The sequence below is a fragment of the Thalassiella azotivora genome (assembly GCF_054781695.1).
In genome coordinates this window covers 164,778-181,607 of sequence record NZ_BAAGTX010000001.1, presented here as the reverse complement: position 1 = coordinate 181,607, position 16,830 = coordinate 164,778, and the positions used below count along the sequence as shown (strand labels likewise).

The window sequence follows — 16,830 nt, the reverse complement described above, 5'->3', positions numbered from 1 at the left end:
CCGGCACGCCCCGACCCGCGGACGACCACCCACCCGAGCGGCACCACCGACCCGAGAGGCGCACACCCATGAACGACCCGATCAGCGAGCGCGGCAAGCCCGAGGTGGACTTCCCCGAGGGCGAGCCTCCGACCGACCTCGTCCTCGACGACCAGGTCGTCGGCGACGGCCCGGAGGCGACCGCAGGGAGCACCGTCAGCGCGCACTACGTGGGCGTCGCGTTCTCGACCGGTGAGGAGTTCGACTCGTCCTGGAACCGCGGGCAGCCGCTGGAGTTCCGGCTCGGCGCCGGTCAGGTGATCTCGGGCTGGGACCAGGGCATCCAGGGGATGCGGGTCGGCGGGCGCCGGACGATCACCATCCCGCCGCACCTCGGGTACGGGGACCGCGGCGCCGGCGGCGTGATCAAGGGCGGGGAGACGCTGATCTTCGTCGTCGACCTGGTCGCCGTCCGCTGACCCGAGTGGCCTGAGCCGAGTGGCCCGAGCCGCGCGGCCCGAGCTGCGGCGCGGTCAGCCCAGGACCGCCGCGGCGTGCCGTCCCGCCGCCGCGGCGGACAGGAACGCCGCGGGGTCCTCGTCCAGGCCGCGCCCCATCGTCGACAACCCGACCGGGCAGGTGCGCAGCGCCTCCAGCAGCCCGTCGGTCGGCACCCGCACCAGTCGGTGCCGGCCGGCGGGCGGCCCGAGCGGTGCCGCCTCCGCGGCCACCCTCGCGCCGAGCGGCCCCTCCAGCTCGGGGACGACGACGTCGGCCGCGGCCAGGGCCACCCGCCCGTACGCGGTCAGGCTGTGGTGCGAGACACCGCGGTGCCGTTCGCGGGGGTCCGCGCCGGACACCCGCAGCGACGCGACCGCGCGGCCGTCGAGCGCCGCGACGGCGTTGACCGCCTCGCCGGCGGCGACGCCCGAGAAGCCCCAGCGCGTGCCGGTGCCCAGGTTGCCCGGCCCCTGCGCGACGACCACGACGTCCGCCCCCAGGACGTCCCGCGCGGCGAGCAGGCCGGTGTGCGTGGTCACCGCCTCCAGGTCACCGCCGACCGCCTGCCCCACGGTCACGCACCCCGCCAGCCACCCGGCGCGCCGCAGCCCGTCCACGGCCCGGGAGAACCACGCGGGCAGGGCGCCGCCGTCGGTCATCACGTAGGCGACGCGCGCACCGGGCAGCGCGTCCAGGACCCCGGCCACCACCGCCGGCAGGGCCGAGTGAAGGTCGGCGACCACCACCGGCGCGCCGTGCAGCGAGTCCGCGGCGGCCAGCGTCGCGTGGTGCGGCGACTCCTGCTCGTCCGCACCGAGCACCATCGCCTGCGAGGGCGTGTAGCGCGCCTTGACCAGGTGACCGGGGCCCGCCGGCGGGTCCGGGGGCAGCCGGTCGGGGACGGCCACGACCAGCGCGTAGCCACCCGTCCCCAGCCCGCGGGCCAGCGCGGAAGTGCTCAGGAGCACCAGGTCGCCCTCACGGGGCTCGCCGACCAGGGCGGTGTACGCCAGCGCGCGGGCGGGCACGGTCCGGGTGCCCGGCTCCTCACCGCCCCGGCCCTCACCGCCCGAGCCCTCAGCGCCCGGCCCGTCTGTGCCGGGCTCCTCGACCAGGACGTCGAGCTCGCGGGCTCCCCGCCACGACCGGCGGACGGCGGCCACCGTGCCGCGCCGCCAGCGCACCACCGGCGCGGGCTCCGTCCACTCCGGACCGTCCGCCCACGTGCCGGCGGTCACCTCACCGCCCGCCGGCTCCGTCCCCGGTCCCGACCGCGGTGCCACCGGTTCGCTGCTGTCCGTCACGCCAGCGCACGCTACTCGGGTAGCGTGCGAACCGATGTCTCCCCGCCGCACCGAGCGCCTGCTCAACCTCGTCATCGCCCTGCTGTCGACCCGGCGGTGGCTGACCAAGGAGCAGATCCGCGCCGCCGTCCCCCAGTACGCCGACAGCGACTCCGTCGAGGCGTTCGACCGCATGTTCGAGCGGGACAAGGAGGAGCTGCGCGAGCTGGGGGTCCCCCTGGTCACCGGGTCGGACTCGGCGTGGTTCGAGGACGAGGTCGGCTACCGGATCGACCGTGACGCCTACGCGCTGCCCGCGATCGACTTCACCCCCGGGGAGCTCGCGGTCCTGGGCCTGGCGTCCCGGGTGTGGCAGCAGGCGAGCCTGGCCGGTCCCGCCGCGCGCGCCCTGGTCAAGCTCAAGGCGCTCGGGGTCGAGCCGGACGCCGACTCCCTGGTGGGCGTGGAGCCGCGGGTGCGCACCACCGAGCCGGCGTTCGACCCGCTGTACGCGGCGGCGCGGGACGGGGCGCCGGTGTCGTTCACCTACCGCAAGCCGGACGGCGCGTCCGCCGTCCGCACGGTCGAGCCGTGGGTCATCACCTCCTGGCACGGCCGCTGGTACCTCGTGGGCCTGGACCGGGACCGGCGGGCCGAGCGCGTCTTCCGCCTCTCGCGCGTGGAGGGCCGGGTGCGCCGGGTCGGGCCGGCGGGGTCGTTCACCGTCCCGGACGACGTCGACGCGCGCCGGCTGGTCTCCGGCAGCGCCGGTGAGTCCCACCGCGGGACCGCCAGGCTGCGGCTGCGACCGGGGACCTGCCAGTCGCTGCGGCTGCGCGCCGGCGCCGACCGCGACGCCGACGTCGTCGAGGTGCCGTACGCCGACCTCGCGGAGGTCGCCGAGACCGTCGCGTGGCACGGTCCCGACGTCGTGGTGCTCGACCCCCCGCAGCTGCGCCGGGCGGTGGTCGGCCTGCTGCGCGGCGCGGCGGACGCGCACGCCGGGACGGGCGCGGCCGGGGCGCGGGTGGGCGCGTGAGCCCGGCCCCCGCCGGTGCCGCCGACCGGCTGTCGCGGCTGCTGGCCCTCGTGCCGTACCTGACCGCCCGCCAGGGGGTGCCGCTGGCCGAGGCGGCCCGGCACTTCGACATCACCGAGGACCAGCTGGTCGCGGACCTGCAGCTGCTGTTCGTCTGCGGGACCCCCGGTCACATGCCGGACGACCTGATCGACGCGGAGTGGGAGTCCGGGCGCGTCTACCTGACCAACGCCGACGCGATCGCCCGGCCGCTGCGGCTCGGGCTGGACGAGGCCGTCGCGCTGCTCGCCGGGCTGCGCACCCTGGCCGAGGCCAGGGGAGTGGGGGACTCCGAGGCGCTCGACAGCGCCCGGGCCAAGCTGTCCGCCGCCGCCGGGGACGCCGCCCGGGCCGCCGACGCGGTGCGGGTCGACCTGTCCACCGGGGCGGCGGCCGACGTCCTGACCACCTGCCGCGACGCGCTGCGCCGTCGGCGCCGCGTGCACCTGCGCTACCTGGTCACGGCCCGCGACGAGGCAACCGAGCGGGACGTCGACCCCATGCGGCTGGTGTCCGCCGACGGGCGCTGGTACCTGGAGGCGTGGTGCCACCGCGTCGAGGACGTGCGGCTCTTCCGCCTGGACCGGGTGCTGAGCGCCGACGTCCTGGACGTCGACGGCACCCCGCCGGCCGGCGCGGTGGGCCGGGACCTGGACGACGCCCTGTTCCGGCCCGGGCCGGACGACACCACGGTCACCCTGGAGCTCGGTCCGGCGGCCCGGTGGGTGGCCGAGTACTACCCGGTGGAGTCCACCGAGGAGGCGCCCGGTGACGTGCTGCGGGTGCGCCTGCGCACCGCGGACCCGGGGTGGCTGCGCCGGCTGCTGCTGCGGCTGGGGGGCGCGGCGCGGGTGGTGCACCCGCCGGAGCTCGCGACGCGCACCCGGGAGGTGGCGCTGCAGGCCCTGGCCGCGTACGCCGACGACCCCGACGACCCCGTCGCCGGTCCCCGGGAGGGTCCCGCCGGGCCCTGACGCGGGGGCGCCGGCACCCGCCCGCCCGGGGGGCTGCGGCAGTCGGGTGATCCCCGGCGGGGGCGACGGTGCTCACACGCCCTGCCCCCTCAAGTCCCCGCGCCGCCGGGCCGAGGACATGAGCAGGTCACCCCGCGGGGGTGCTCGGCCCGGAGGAGAACCGGTCATGACCACGATCAAGGCGTCGTGCCCCAGCTGCGGGGACGTCGAGCTGACCCCGCCGCAGGTGCGGCTCGTGGTGTGCTCGGTGGAGGACTGGTCCTACTACACCTTCACGTGCAGCACCTGCCGTGACGAGGTCCGCAAGCCCGCCGCCCCGCAGGTCGTGGCGCTGCTGACCTCCGGGGGCGTGCACGCCGAGCCGTGGACCGTCCCGGCCGAGGCCCTCGAGGAGCACGCCGGTCCCGCGATCGCCTACGACGACGTCCTGGACTTCGCCCTGGCCCTGGAGCGGCTCGACCACGTCGCGGCCGTCGCCGCGGGCGCGGCCCGGCACCGCCGTCCGGTCGCCTGAGCCGCTCCCCGCAGGCGGACCACCCGCAGACCACCCGCAGGCCACCGGCCCGCCACGCACCGGCCACCGGCCCGTCCGCGGGTCGACCACCGGCGGACCCCGCTGCTGTGTAGGGTCGCCGGGTGCTGTGGTTCGCGATCTGGACGGTCCTCGTCCTCGGGGCGCTGGTAGTCCTCGGTCTGCTCGCCTACCGGCTCGTCCGCAAGGGCCTCGTGCTGGTCACGCAGGTCGGCGAGGCGGCCGAGCTGCTGGACCGCGCCGCTGCGCAGGTGGAGCGCCTGCAACGCGCCGAGCAGGCGCCCGAGCCGGCCGTGTTCGCCGACCCGCACGAGCTGCGTCGTGAACGCGACCGCCGCCGTCGGGGTGCGCGTCCCCGGCGTACGATGAGGGCTACCCGAGCCGGAGGCTGACGATGTTCCGAAACCTGGCGGACAACCCGCTGCTGCTCATCCTGCTCGTGCTGATCATCGTCCTCGTGTTCGGCGCGAACCGGCTGCCCGGTGCGGCCCGCAGCCTCGGCCGCTCGATGCGCATCTTCAAGTCCGAGGTCAAGGAGATGAAGGACGACGACGGCGGCGCGAAGGCCTCCTCGGACTCCTCCGCGCCCCTCGAGGGCCGCGTCCACCCGGCGGACCGGCGGCACGACACCGACCGGGAGGCGCGGCCGGGTGAGCCCACCCGCTCGGCCGAGTCCGAGCCCCGCCGCGACGCCTGAGCAGTCCCGCACCGGATGGGGCTGCCGCGATGGCGCTGACGACCCCGCGCCGTCGCGCGAACCCCGACGGCCGGATGCCGCTGCGCGAGCACCTGCGCGAGCTGCGGAACCGGTCCTTCAAGGCCGCTCTCGGGCTGCTCGCCGGGGCGGTCGCGGGGTGGTTCCTGTACGACCCGGTCCTCGAGGCGCTCACCGCCCCGCTGGAGCAGCTGGCCCGGGAGTCCGAGCGGCAGGTCAGCCCGAACTTCTCCTCCGTCGCCCAGGCGTTCGATCTGAAGGTCAAGATCGCCGTCTTCATCGGGGTACTCGTCTCGGCGCCGGTCTGGATCTACCAGCTGTGGGCGTTCATCACCCCCGGGCTGACGCGCAGGGAGCGCCGGTACGCGTTGGCGTTCGTGGCGAGCGCGGTCCCGCTGTTCCTGGCCGGGTCGTGGCTGGCCTTCCAGTTCCTGCCGAACGCCGTGCGCTTCCTCGTCGGCTTCACCCCGGAGGGGTTCTCCAACGTCATCGACGCCCAGGTGTACCTGGGCTTCGTGATGCGCATCATCCTGGCGTTCGGCCTGTCGTTCCTCGTGCCGGTGGTGCTGGTGGCGCTGAACTTCGTCGGTCTCGTCACCGCCCGGTCGATGGTCAGGGCGTGGCGGTGGGTGGTGGTCGTGGCGTTCACCTTCGCCGCGATGGCCACCCCCACCCCGGACGTCCTGTCGATGTTCGTCCTCGCGCTGCCGCTGCTCGGCCTGTTCGCCCTCGCCATCGGCGTCGCGGCCCTGAACGACCGGCGGCGCGCCCGGCGCACCGAGGACTTCTCCGACCTGGACGACGACACCGCCAGCGTCCTGTGAACGGGTGTCCTGTGAACGGATGTCCTGTGGGATGCCGTGTGAACGGGCGTCGTGTGGGGGGATCAGGCCACGACGGGGCGCCGCGCCCCCTACGGTGTCCGCCGTGCCCGACACCGTCGCCGTCCTGACCAACCCGACCGCCGGCACCGGCCGCGGCTGCCACGCCGGCGAGCAGGTCCTCGCCGCCTTGCGTGCCGAGGGGCTGGACGTCGTCGACGTCACCTCCGCGACCGCGCGGCAGGCGCGCGCCGCTGCCGACGCGGCGGTGGCGGCAGGCGCCGCCGCGCTCGTCGTCGTGGGTGGGGACGGCGCCGTGCACCTGGGGACCCAGGTGTGCGCCGGGACGCAGGTGGCGCTGGGCGTGGTCGCCGCGGGCACGGGCAACGACGTCGCGCGGGGGCTCGGCCTGCCGGTCGGTGACGTCGCCGCCGGGGTCCGGCAGGTGCTGGCGGGACTGGGCGCGACGGGTGAGGGGGCCGGCGGTCGGGCTGCGCACCGCCGGCAGGTCGACGCGGTGCGGGTCGAACCGGTGACCGTCGCGCCGCCGCCGCCGGACGGTCTGGCGGGCGGGCAGGCGGGCAGGGAGGGCGCGTCGACGTGGTTCGTGGGGGTCCTCGCGGCCGGGTTCGACGCCGTCGTCAACGAGCGGGCGAACGACTGGCGGTGGCCTCGCGGTCGGATGCGCTACAACCTGGCCGTGCTGCGTGAGCTGCCCGTCTTCCGGCCGATCCGGTACCGGTTGACGCTGGACGGGCACACCGAGGAGGTCTCGGCGATGCTCGTGGCCGTCGCCAACGGCCCTTCGTACGGTGGCGGGATGCGGGTGGCCCCCGACGCCCGGTACGACGACGGGCTGCTCGACGTCCTGGTGCTGCGACCGGTGGGGAAGGCCGAGTTCGTCCGGGTCTTCCCACGGGTGTTCGCCGGAAGCCACGTCGACCACCCGCAGGTGAGCATCCGGCGGGCGCGGACGGTGCGCCTGGAGCCGGTCGACCGCCGGGTCGTGGGCTACGCGGACGGTGAGTCCGTCGGCCCGCTGCCCGTGGTGTGCGAGGTGGTCCCGGGGGCGCTGACGGTGCTGGCGCCGGCCGCGGGCTGACCGGGGGGACGCAGCACCTCGAAGGCCACCGTGGTCCCGCGCGGGCCGTCGTCCTGGGTGACCCGCGCGGCCAGGTGCTCCAGCAGCAGGAACCCGCGTCCGCCGACCGCGAGGCCCCCCTGCCGGTGCAGGGCGGCGCGAGGGCTGCCCGTCCCGTCGGCGCGTCCGCCGGCGACGTGGCGCCCCCCTGCCCGGGTGCTCGTGCGCGCCGCCGGCTCCCGGTGGCGGGGGCGCGCGGACAGCCCCTCGTCCGTGACCTCCACCCGCACCCGGTCGGTCGCCAGCGTCAGGGTGACGTCGGTGGCGGACGCGGCGTGGATGACGGCGTTGGTGACGACCTCGGACAGGCACAGCGCCACGTCCTCCTGGGTGGCGGCGTCCACGCCCCAGCGGGACATCTGCGCGTGGGCGATGCGGCGCGCGGCCCGGGGTGCCGACACCCGCGCGGCCAGGTGGAAGGCGTGCTCCAACCGCGGCTCCCGCGCGTCGACGGCCCGGTGCGGGCGCAGGTCGCCGGCGGGCGGTCGCGCGTCGTCCGGGGCGTGGTCGCGCCGGCCGAGCGCGTCACCGACCGCCCGGGCCACCCGACGCAGCACCGGCAGGTCCGCGTCGAGGTCGCGGGCGTGGGCCCAGCCCACGAGCAGGGCGCCGACGACCACGCCGCCGGGGTCCATCGGGACGGCGGCCAGCGCCCCGGCGTCCGGCGCGGTGCGCCGGCCGAGCAGGTGCGGGTACCGGCGCTCGATGGCGTCGCGGTCGGGGAGCAGCACCGGGCGCCCGGTCAGGCAGGAGCGCACCACCGGGACGTCGGCCAGGCCGTCGAGCTCGCACCACCGCACGGGTCGTCGCGGACCCGCGGCGCCGGCGACGGTGAAGCGCACCAGCCGCCCGCCCTCCACCAGGGCCGCGAGCCCGGCGCGGGTGGCACCCGGCAGGGACAGCGCAGCGGTCAGCGCCGCGCGGGCGACCTCGTCGAGGTCCCGCGCCGCGCCGAGTGCCTCCTCCAACCGGTGCAGCACGGCGGCCTCCCCGGCGGCGGGCGGCGCGGCGGGACCGTCCGGGGTGGCGTCGTGCTTTGCGACGCCCCCGGGGGACCTGCGCCGGGTCCGGGGCACCAGGACACGGTAGGACAGACCCGGTCGGATCCGCGCGGGTCCGGCGCAACGGACCGCGAGTCCCCGTCGGCCGGCGACCGTGGGCGAACGGGCGCGCCGTGCCGCGCATGGCCGCCCGGCGACGGGGAACACCGCCGGGGTGGACGACCGACGACACGACCGGCCCGTGGCCCTCGATGGCGACGCGGACGCCGGCCCGGGGGCCAACGGCCCGGGGGCCAGCGACCCGGGGGCCACCGACCCGCGGGACCAGACCGGCCCCGGCACCGGGTGAACCCGGTGCGCACCGCCCCCGCATCCGTCGCCGCGACGGGCACCTGGACCGACCCGGACGGCGTGCGGCTGCCGTCCGGCGAGGTCCACGGGTGGAGACCCGGGACGAACCAGACCCTGTGCGGCCTGTCGCTGCACCGCTCCCGGCTCACCCGCTTCCCGCACGTCGTGCTCGACGACACCGACCCCGCCAGCGGCGGGGCGGCGGACGCCGTACGGCGCGTCTGCCCCCGCTGCCTGGCCGCCGCGGGACGGGGCCGCGGCGGGCGCCGGTGGCAGCGCCGCGACCCGCGCCCGTGAGCGGAGGGCGCCTCGCCGGCCACGCGCGCCGCGGCGCGACGACGTCCCGGCGGTGACCTAGCCTGACCGCATGGTGTCCCCGGGGGAGCAGCAGCCCCAGCAGTCCCCGGCGGAGCGCTTCGCCGCCGCCCGTCGCCGCCAGGCCGTCGCCCGCAGCGAGCTCGGCACCTTCACCGCCGGTCTCGGCTTCGACCTCGACCCGTTCCAGGTGCAGGCCTGCCAGGCGCTGGAGTCCGGCCGCGGGGTCCTGGTCGCGGCCCCCACCGGCGCGGGCAAGACCGTGGTCGGGGAGTTCGCGGTCCACCTGGCCCTCGCCTCCGGTCGCAAGGCGTTCTACACCACCCCGATCAAGGCGCTGAGCAACCAGAAGCACGCGGACCTCGTCGCCCGCCACGGTGAGGCGAACGTGGGTCTGCTGACCGGCGACACCACCCTGAACGGGGAGGCGCCGGTGGTGGTGATGACCACCGAGGTGCTGCGCAACATGCTCTACGCCGACTCGCCGACTCTCGCCGGGCTCGGCTACGTCGTCATGGACGAGGTGCACTACCTCGCGGACCGGTTCCGCGGTGCCGTGTGGGAGGAGGTGATCATCCACCTGCCCGACGACGTGCTCATCGCCTCCTTGTCCGCCACGGTCAGCAACGCCGAGGAGTTCGGTGCCTGGCTGGACACGGTGCGCGGGGACACCGAGGTCGTCGTCTCCGAGCACCGGCCGGTGCCGCTGTGGCAGCACGTCATGGTGGGCAACCAGCTCGTCGACCTGTTCGTCGACGACGGCGGGCGCGCCGTGGAGGGCACCGAGGGGACCGCGCCGGCCCCCACGACGGGGCTGCGGGTCAACCCCGAGCTGGTCCGGGCGACCCGCTCGGACCCGCGCCGGCTGCGTGAGGACCGCGGGCGCGGGCGCCGCGGGTACCCGCAGCGACGCGACGAGCGGCGCTCCAACCCCGGCCGGGCCCAGGTCCTCGAGCGGCTGGACGCGGAGGGCCTCCTGCCGGCCATCACGTTCGTGTTCAGCCGGGCCGGGTGCGACGCCGCCGTCCGGCAGTGCCACGCCTGGGGGCTGCGGCTGACCACCCCCGACGAGCAGGTGCGCATCCGCGAGGTCGTCGAGCGCCGCACCGCGGGGATCCCCGACGCCGACCTGGCGGTCCTGGGCTACTGGGAGTGGCTCGACGGCCTCGAGCGCGGCCTGGCGGCGCACCACGCCGGCATGCTGCCGGCGTTCAAGGAGGTCGTCGAGGAGCTGTTCTCCCGGGGGCTGGTGAAGGCCGTGTTCGCGACCGAGACCCTCGCCCTGGGCATCAACATGCCCGCCCGCACCGTCGTCCTGGAGAAGCTCGTCAAGTTCAACGGCGAGTCCCACGTCGACGTCACCCCGGGGGAGTACACCCAGCTCACCGGCCGTGCCGGCCGCCGCGGCATCGACGTCGAGGGCCACGCCGTCGTCCTGTGGCAGCCCGGCCTGGACGCCGAGGCCGTCGCCGGTCTGGCGTCCACCCGCACCTACCCGCTGCGCTCCAGCTTCCGCCCCACGTACAACATGGCGGTCAACCTCGTCGCCCAGGTCGGGCGGGCCACCGCCCGCGAGATCCTCGAGACCTCGTTCGCCCAGTTCCAGGCCGACCGGGCCGTGGTGGGCCTGGCCCGCCAGGCGCGCAAGCAGGAGGAGGCGCTCGCCGGGTACGCGGAGGCGATGACCTGCCACCTCGGGGACTTCACCGAGTACGCGGCGCTGCGCCGGCGGCTCAACGACCTGGAGAAGGACGTCGCCCGCGCCGCCTCGCGCGACCGGCGCAGCCGAACCGTCGCGTCGCTGGAGGGCCTGTCCCGCGGTGACGTCATCCGGGTCCCCGCCGGCCGGCGCGCCGGTTTCGCGGTCGTCCTGGACCCGGGCACCGCCGGCGGGCTGGAGGGTCCGCGCCCCACGGTGCTGACCGCCGAGCGGCAGGTCCGCCGGCTGTCCGTGCCCGAGCTGCCCGAGGCGGTCGAGCCGTACGGGCGGGTGCGCATCCCCCGGGACTTCAACCCCCGGGACGCCGCCTCCCGCCGCGACCTCGCGTCGTCCCTGCGCAACGCCCTGAGCGAGGGGCGGCGCCAGTCCGAGCCGGCCGCCCGCCCGGGGCGGGGTCCTCGGACCCAGGCGGCGGGGGAGCGCGTCGACGACCTGCGCCGGCGGATGCGCCAGCACCCGTGCCACGGCTGCTCCGACCGCGAGGAGCACGCCCGCTGGGCCGAGCGGTGGTGGCGCCTGCATCGCGAGCACCAGGGGCTCGTGCGCCGGATCGAGGGACGCACCAACACCATCGCCCGTACGTTCGACCGGGTCTGCGATCTGCTCGCCGAGCTCGGGTACCTGGCCGTCGCCCCGGTCGCCGCCGACCAGGCGGACAGCCCGGCGGACCGTCCGCCGTACGGCCCGGACGACGTCCCGGCGGCCCCTGCGGGCGTCGTCGTCACCGACCACGGCCAGCGGCTGCGCCGGGTCTACACCGAGAAGGACCTGCTCGTCGCCGAGTGCCTGCGCCACGGCGCGTGGGAGGGTCTGGACGCCGCCGGGCTGGCTGCCGTGGTCAGCGCGATCGTCCACCAGTCCCGCCGCGAGGAGCACGCGATCGCCCCCCGCGTGCCCACCGGTGCGGTGCGGGCCGCGCTCACCGAGACGGTGCGGATCTGGTCCGGCCTGCAGGACCGCGAGGTGGACCACCGGCTGGACACGACCGGCGAACCCGACCTGGCCCTGGCGCTGCCGATGCAGCGGTGGGCGCGCGGCGCCCGGCTGGAGGAGGTGCTGGAGGAGGCCGAGCTCGCCGCGGGCGACTTCGTCCGCTGGTGCCGGCAGGTCATCGACCTGCTCGACCAGGTCGCGCAGGCCAGCGAGGACCCGGCGCTGCGGCGCACCGCCCGCCAGGCCGTGGGAGCGGTCGACCGCGGGGTCATCTCCTACTCCGCGGGCGCCGGCGCAGCGCGCCGCTGACCGGGCGTCGACGCCGCCGGGACGCCGACCGCGACAGGTCGAAACCACAGCCCGGCGCACCGGCCGGTGGTACAACCGTGGGATGGACCTGGTCCGCCCCAGGACGTGGTCCCAGGCACTCGCCGCGCGGGCGGACGAGCCGGGGCTGGTCCCCGTCTGCGGCGGCACCGACGTCATGGTGGAGATCAACCTCGACCGGTCCCGCCCGTCAGGGCTGCTCGACCTGACCGCGGTCCCCGGCCTGGCGTCCTGGTCGGTGGACGGAGGGTGGGTGCGGATCGGCCCCGCCCTGACCTACCGGGCGGTCGTCGAGGAGCTGGGCGACCTGCTGCCCGGGCTCGCCGCCGCCGCCCGGACCGTCGGGTCCCCGCAGATCCGCAACCGCGGCACCGTCGCCGGGAACCTGGCCTCCGCCTCGCCCGCCGGCGACTGCCACCCGCCGCTGCTGGCAGCCGGCGCCGTGGTCGAGTGCGAGTCCGTGCGCGGCCGTCGCGACGTGCCGGTCGACGAGCTCTTCACCGGACCCAAGCGCACCGTCCTCGCCCCGGACGAGCTGGTCGCCGGCGTGCGGGTCCCCACCGCCCGCGGCCCCCAGCCTTTCGCCAAGGTCGGGACCCGCAACGCGATGGTCATCGCCGTCGTCTCCTTCGCCCTCGCCGTCGACGTCGCCGCCGGCCGGGCGCGCACCGGCATCGGGTCGGCCGGCCCCACCCCCCTGCGGGCGCGCGCAGCGGAGGACCACCTCGCCACCACCGTCACGTACTGGCACGACGCGCGTCCGCTGCCCAGCGACCTCGTGGACCGCTTCGCCGACCTCGTCGTGGCCGCCGCCGCCCCCAGGGACGACCTGCGCGGCACCGCCGCGTACCGGCGTCACGCCCTGCGCGTGCTCGCCCGACGCTGCCTGACCTGGGCCTGGCACGACCGGGCACCCGCCTCGGGGGACGGCCGACCGTGCGCGTGACGCTGACGGTCAACGGCCAGGACCGCGTCGCCGACGACGTCTGGCCCGGCGAGAGCCTCCTGCACGTCCTGCGGGAGCGGCTCGGCCTACCCGGTGCGAAGAACGCCTGCGAGCAGGGCGAGTGCGGCTCCTGCACCGTCTACCTCGACGGCCGGACGGTGTGCGCCTGCCTCGTGGCGGCCGGTCAGGCCGAGGGCCGCGACGTGGTCACCGTCGAGGGACTGGCCCCACCCGGGGCCCTGCACCCCGTGCAGCAGGCGTTCCTGGACACCGGCGCCGTGCAGTGCGGCTTCTGCACCCCGGGGCTCGTCGTCGCCGTCCACGACCTCCTGGCCCGCGACCCCGACCCACCCGACGCCGACGTCCGGGAGGCGCTCGCCGGCAACCTGTGCCGCTGCACCGGCTACGAGGCGGTCCTGCTCGCCGTCCGGGTCGCCGCGCAGCGGCTGCGCGACGACGGCCCCACCGGCGAGGCGGCCCCGCCGTGAGGCCGCACCGGACCAGGCTGCCCGCGGCCACGGTCACCGGGGGAGTGGGGGCCAGCGCCACCCGCCCGGACGGGCGCCTGAAGGTCACCGGCGCGTTCGCCTTCGCCTCCGACGCCTGGGTCGAGGGGATGCTGTGGGGCGCGACGCTGCGCAGCCCCCACCCGCACGCCCGGATCCGGCGCCTGGACACCTCCCGGGCGCTGGCCGCCCCCGGTGTCCTGGCCGCCCTGACCCACCAGGACGTCCCGGGACAGAACCGCTACGGGCTCGAACGGCGCGACCAACCGGTGCTCGCCGAGGACCTCGTCCGGTACCAGGGGGAGCCGGTGGCCGTCGTCGCCGCCGACCAACCGGAGACCGCCCGGCGCGCCCTCGACCTCGTCGACGTCGACTACGAGGTCCTCACCCCACGGACGGACCCGCAGGCCGCGCTCCAGCACACCGGCGAACCACTGCACCCCGACGGCGACGTGGTCCGGCACGTGCGCATCCGCAAGGGCGACCCCGTGCCCGCGGCCGGCACGGTCGTCGTCGAGGGGGAGTACGACGTCGGGATGCAGGACCAGGCGCCGCTCGGGCCCGAGTCCGGGCTGGCCGTCCCCGCCGAGGACGGAGGCGTCGACCTGCACGTCGCCACCCAGTGGCTGCACGCCGACCGCGACCAGGTCGCCCACGCCCTGGGCCTGGCACCCGACCTGGTCCGGATCACCCTCGCCGGTGTCGGCGGCGCCTTCGGAGCCCGCGAGGACCTCTCCGTCCAGGTGCACGCCGCGATGCTCGCCCTGCGCACCGGCCGCCCCGTCAGGATGGTCTACGGACGTCAGGAGTCCTTCGTCGGGCACGTCCACCGGCACCCTGCGCGACTGCGCTATCGCCACACCGCCACCGCCGACGGCCGCCTGCTGTCCGTCGCCGCCACCATCGTGCTGGACGGCGGCGCCTACGCCTCCTCCACCCCAGCCGTCGTCGCCAACGCCGCCACCCTCGGCGCCGGCCCGTACCGGGTCGACCACGTGCAGATCGACTGCTGGGGCGTCCGCACGAACAACCCGCCGTGCGGGGCGATGCGCGGCTTCGGCGCCGTTCAGGCCGCGTTCGCCTACGAGTCCCAGATGGACCGGCTCGCCGCCGCCGTCGGGCTCGACCCCGTCGAGGTCCGCATCCGCAACGCCCTGACCGAGGGCGACACCACCGCCGCCGGGCAGGCACTCGACTCCCCGGCCCCCGTCGCCGAGCTGCTGCGACGCGTCCGCGACCTGCCCCTGCCACCCCCGCCCGCAGCCGACCCCAGGACCCTGCCCGGAGGCGTCGCCGGCACCACCCGCGGCGAGGGCGTCGTGCGAGGCGTCGGCTACGGCGTCGGCATCAAGAACGTCTGCTTCTCCGAGGGGTTCGACGACTCCGCCACCGTCCGGCTGCGACTCGAGCTCCTCGGCGGCGAACCCGTCGCCGAGGTCCGCACCGCCGCGGCCGAGGTCGGCCAGGGCCTGGTCACCGTGCTCGCCCAGGTCGTGCGCACCGAGCTCGGCGGCCTCGGCGTCGAACGGGTGGTCCTCGCCCCCGCCGACACCACGGTCGCCAGCGCGGGCTCGACCTCGGCGTCCCGGCAGACGTACGTGACCGGCGGTGCGACCCGGGCCGCCTGCGAACGGGTCCGCGCCGTCCTCGCCGCCCGCTGCCCCGACCCCCTCCAGGCCCTCGCCGCGGGCCCCGTCGACGAGACCGTCACCTGGCGGCACCGGCCCACCACCCCGCTCGACCCCGCCACCGGGCAGGGACGTCCGCACGTGCAGCTCGCGTTCGCCGCCCACCGCGCCGTCGTGGACGTCGACACCGAGCTCGGCCTGGTCAAGGTCGTCGCACTCGACTGCGCCCAGGACGTCGGCTTCGCCGTGAACCCGCAGGCCGTCCTCGGGCAGGTGCACGGCGGCAGCGTCCAGGGCCTCGGGCTGGCCGTGATGGAGGAGCTCCAGGTCCACGACGGCGCCGTCCTCAACGCCTCCTTCACCGACTACCTGCTGCCCACCGTCCTGGACGTCCCGCCGATGCGGGTCGAGCTGCTCGAGCACCCCGACCCGCACGCCCCCTACGGCCTGCGCGGCGTGGGGGAGCCGCCCACGCTGTCGTCGACGCCCGCCGTCGTCGCGGCGATCCGGGACGCCACCGGCCTGGCGCTGACCCGCGTCCCGGTCCGCCCCGAGCACCTCACCGGGACCTGAGGGCACGGCGACCGGGAGCGCAGCCGGCGCGCGAGCCTGGCGCCCACGAACCCCACGGCGCCATCCTGGGGGTGTGGGTACCGCAGCCGGGGCCAGCGCACCCGTGCGCGTCACCGTCGACGGTGACGGCGCCGCCACCTGGACGGCCGCCACCCGCGAGCCCCCGTCCGACCTGCGACGCGCCGTCCGGCGCTGGACCGGCTGGTCCGAGGACCACGAGCACGAGCGCCGGCGACGCGAGGCCGCCTCACCGCACGTGCTGCTCATGGTCCAGACCGCCGCACCGCTCGACGTGCGGACGGCGGACGGGGCGCTGACCGTCGGGTCGTTCGTCGCCGGACCGGGGACCCGCTGGACCGACACCCGCGCCGCCGGACCCTCGGCAGGGGTCCACGTCGAGCTCACCGCCCCTGCCGCCCGGCGGCTGCTCGGCATGCCGCTGCACGAGCTCGTCGACCGCGTGGTCCCCCTCGACGCCCTCGGCTCCGGCGTGCTGCAGGACCTCACCGAGCAGGTGCACGACGCCAACGACTGGCCCGCGAGGCTGGACGTCGTCGAGCGAGCCCTGCGTGGGTTGGCCACCCGCGCCCACCAGCGCGGCGACGACCCACCGCGGTGGCTGGCCGCGGCCTGGTCGGCCCTCGCCACCGGGACCCCCGTCGCGGACGCCGCGCAGGCGGTCGGGGTGAGCCGCCGGCACCTGTCCCGCCGGCTCTCACCCGAGCTGGGACTGGCCCCCCACGACGTCCACCGCCTGCACCGGCTCACCCGCGCCCGCGCCCTGCTCGCGGGCACCGACCTGCCCGTGGCCACCGTCGCCGCGCGCTGCGGGTACGCCGACCACTCCCACCTGGTCCGCGAGTGCCGGGCGCTCGCGGGGCGGGCACCCACCGAGCTGCGTCGCCCCTGAGCGCCGCCCTCCCGCCAGGTCCCCTGCGTCCAAGACGCGAGGACCCGCGGCGGGCACGCTCGGGGGAGAGGCCACATCGCCGTGGCCGCCGGTGGCCACCGCGGCCACCGGTCGATGACCCGGACCCAGGAGGTTCCCGTGCCCGACGCGACCAGCACCGACCAGCGCCAGCAGGACCGGTCGGCCACCCCCGAGGGGACCCGGCGCACCGTGTACCCGTGCCTGCGCTACGACGACGCCCCGCGTGCGCTCGCCGACCTCGCCGACGTCCTCGGCTTCGAGGTCGTCGCCCGCTACGACACCGAGGACGGCCAGGTCGCCCACGCGGAGGTCCAGCTCTCCGGCGGCATGGTGATGGTCAGCTCCGGCGGTGGCGACATCGGCCTGGCCGCGTCGCGGCCCGGCCAGCCGACGGCCGCGTGCGTGTACGTGGCGGTCGACCCGGGCGAGCTCGCCGCGGTCGACCGGCGCGTCCGCGCGGCCGGGTGGCAGGTGGTGCGTCCGCTCGCCGACGCCGAGCAGGGCCCGACCCTGACCTGCCGCGACCCTCAGGGCGTCGTCTGGAGCCTCGGCACCTACCGGCCCTGAGGACGCGG

At 76.8% G+C, this 16,830-nt stretch carries 17 protein-coding genes; 15 read left to right on the top strand and 2 right to left on the bottom strand.

Annotated features, from left to right (window positions below; all coding sequences use genetic code 11):
- Positions 1–68: 68 nt before the first annotated feature.
- Positions 69–458, top strand: a complete 390-nt coding sequence (locus tag ACYVQV_RS00810; protein ID WP_461021352.1) for an FKBP-type peptidyl-prolyl cis-trans isomerase — start codon at positions 69–71, stop codon at positions 456–458.
- A 54-nt stretch (positions 459–512) separates the two neighbouring features.
- On the opposite strand, the gene ACYVQV_RS00805 is transcribed toward ACYVQV_RS00810, so the two are convergent.
- Complete coding sequence (locus tag ACYVQV_RS00805; RefSeq protein WP_461021499.1) at positions 513–1,667, bottom strand: DUF3866 family protein; 1,155 nt, start codon at positions 1,665–1,667, stop codon at positions 513–515.
- Positions 1,668–1,818: 151 nt separating this feature from the next.
- Between ACYVQV_RS00805 and ACYVQV_RS00800 the strand changes: the two genes are divergently transcribed.
- The 7 genes from ACYVQV_RS00800 to ACYVQV_RS00770 all read left to right on the top strand — a co-directional run bounded on the left by ACYVQV_RS00800 (position 1,819) and on the right by ACYVQV_RS00770 (position 6,985).
- Positions 1,819–2,802, top strand: a complete 984-nt coding sequence (locus tag ACYVQV_RS00800) for a helix-turn-helix transcriptional regulator (protein ID WP_461021351.1) — start codon at positions 1,819–1,821, stop codon at positions 2,800–2,802.
- On the top strand, positions 2,799–3,815 hold the full coding sequence (locus ACYVQV_RS00795; RefSeq protein ID WP_461021350.1) for a helix-turn-helix transcriptional regulator: 1,017 nt from the start codon (positions 2,799–2,801) through the stop codon (positions 3,813–3,815). The genes ACYVQV_RS00800 and ACYVQV_RS00795 overlap by 4 nt, the downstream gene beginning before the upstream one ends.
- A gap of 166 nt (positions 3,816–3,981) precedes the next feature.
- Positions 3,982–4,329, top strand: coding sequence for a hypothetical protein (locus ACYVQV_RS00790; RefSeq protein ID WP_461021349.1), 348 nt, complete (start codon positions 3,982–3,984; stop codon positions 4,327–4,329).
- Positions 4,330–4,451: 122 nt separating this feature from the next.
- Entirely contained in the window at positions 4,452–4,739 is a 288-nt protein-coding gene (locus ACYVQV_RS00785) for a hypothetical protein (RefSeq protein WP_461021348.1), read from the top strand.
- A gap of 2 nt (positions 4,740–4,741) precedes the next feature.
- Positions 4,742–5,044: a Sec-independent protein translocase subunit TatA gene (tatA, locus tag ACYVQV_RS00780; RefSeq protein ID WP_461021347.1), complete on the top strand. Its 303-nt coding sequence runs from the start codon at positions 4,742–4,744 to the stop codon at positions 5,042–5,044.
- Positions 5,045–5,073: 29 nt separating this feature from the next.
- Positions 5,074–5,886, top strand: a complete 813-nt coding sequence (gene tatC / locus ACYVQV_RS00775) for a twin-arginine translocase subunit TatC (RefSeq protein WP_461021346.1) — start codon at positions 5,074–5,076, stop codon at positions 5,884–5,886.
- A 103-nt stretch (positions 5,887–5,989) separates the two neighbouring features.
- Positions 5,990–6,985 (top strand): diacylglycerol kinase family protein, encoded by a 996-nt coding sequence (locus ACYVQV_RS00770; protein ID WP_461021345.1) that lies wholly within the window; start codon positions 5,990–5,992, stop codon positions 6,983–6,985.
- On the opposite strand, the gene ACYVQV_RS00765 is transcribed toward ACYVQV_RS00770, so the two are convergent.
- On the bottom strand, positions 6,895–8,100 hold the full coding sequence (locus tag ACYVQV_RS00765) for an ATP-binding protein (protein ID WP_461021344.1): 1,206 nt from the start codon (positions 8,098–8,100) through the stop codon (positions 6,895–6,897). The genes ACYVQV_RS00770 and ACYVQV_RS00765 overlap by 91 nt on opposite strands.
- A gap of 279 nt (positions 8,101–8,379) precedes the next feature.
- Here ACYVQV_RS00765 and ACYVQV_RS00760 point away from each other — a divergent pair, with 279 nt between their 5' ends.
- The 7 genes from ACYVQV_RS00760 to ACYVQV_RS00730 all read left to right on the top strand — a co-directional run bounded on the left by ACYVQV_RS00760 (position 8,380) and on the right by ACYVQV_RS00730 (position 16,822).
- The gene (locus ACYVQV_RS00760; RefSeq protein ID WP_461021343.1) at positions 8,380–8,673 is read left to right on the top strand and encodes a hypothetical protein; all 294 of its coding nucleotides are present in this window, start codon (positions 8,380–8,382) and stop codon (positions 8,671–8,673) included.
- A 70-nt stretch (positions 8,674–8,743) separates the two neighbouring features.
- Positions 8,744–11,653 carry a DEAD/DEAH box helicase gene (locus ACYVQV_RS00755; RefSeq protein WP_461021342.1) on the top strand — a complete coding sequence of 970 codons (2,910 nt, stop codon included), beginning with the start codon at positions 8,744–8,746 and terminating at the stop codon, positions 11,651–11,653.
- A gap of 82 nt (positions 11,654–11,735) precedes the next feature.
- A complete protein-coding gene (locus ACYVQV_RS00750; protein WP_461021341.1) occupies positions 11,736–12,617 on the top strand; it encodes an FAD binding domain-containing protein in 882 nt (293 codons plus the stop codon).
- Complete coding sequence (locus tag ACYVQV_RS00745) at positions 12,608–13,105, top strand: (2Fe-2S)-binding protein (protein ID WP_461021340.1); 498 nt, start codon at positions 12,608–12,610, stop codon at positions 13,103–13,105. The genes ACYVQV_RS00750 and ACYVQV_RS00745 overlap by 10 nt, the downstream gene beginning before the upstream one ends.
- Positions 13,102–15,324 (top strand): molybdopterin cofactor-binding domain-containing protein, encoded by a 2,223-nt coding sequence (locus tag ACYVQV_RS00740; protein WP_461021339.1) that lies wholly within the window; start codon positions 13,102–13,104, stop codon positions 15,322–15,324. The genes ACYVQV_RS00745 and ACYVQV_RS00740 overlap by 4 nt, the downstream gene beginning before the upstream one ends.
- Before the next feature lie 73 nt (positions 15,325–15,397).
- Positions 15,398–16,234 carry a helix-turn-helix domain-containing protein gene (locus tag ACYVQV_RS00735; protein ID WP_461021338.1) on the top strand — a complete coding sequence of 279 codons (837 nt, stop codon included), beginning with the start codon at positions 15,398–15,400 and terminating at the stop codon, positions 16,232–16,234.
- Between the two features lie 138 nt (positions 16,235–16,372).
- A complete protein-coding gene (locus tag ACYVQV_RS00730) occupies positions 16,373–16,822 on the top strand; it encodes a VOC family protein (RefSeq protein ID WP_461021337.1) in 450 nt (149 codons plus the stop codon).
- Positions 16,823–16,830: the final 8 nt, after the last annotated feature.

What these genes read in the sequence shown, in the direction of transcription:
- ACYVQV_RS00750 (WP_461021341.1), top strand. Translation starts at nt 11,736, where the DNA reads ATGGACCTGGTCCGCCCCAGGACGTGGTCCCAGGCACTCGCCGCGCGG.
- tatA (WP_461021347.1), top strand. Translation starts at nt 4,742, where the DNA reads ATGTTCCGAAACCTGGCGGACAACCCGCTGCTGCTCATCCTGCTCGTG.
- ACYVQV_RS00800 (WP_461021351.1), top strand. Translation starts at nt 1,819, where the DNA reads ATGTCTCCCCGCCGCACCGAGCGCCTGCTCAACCTCGTCATCGCCCTG.
- ACYVQV_RS00755 (WP_461021342.1), top strand. Translation starts at nt 8,744, where the DNA reads ATGGTGTCCCCGGGGGAGCAGCAGCCCCAGCAGTCCCCGGCGGAGCGC.
- ACYVQV_RS00790 (WP_461021349.1), top strand. Translation starts at nt 3,982, where the DNA reads ATGACCACGATCAAGGCGTCGTGCCCCAGCTGCGGGGACGTCGAGCTG.
- ACYVQV_RS00810 (WP_461021352.1), top strand. Translation starts at nt 69, where the DNA reads ATGAACGACCCGATCAGCGAGCGCGGCAAGCCCGAGGTGGACTTCCCC.
- tatC (WP_461021346.1), top strand. Translation starts at nt 5,074, where the DNA reads ATGGCGCTGACGACCCCGCGCCGTCGCGCGAACCCCGACGGCCGGATG.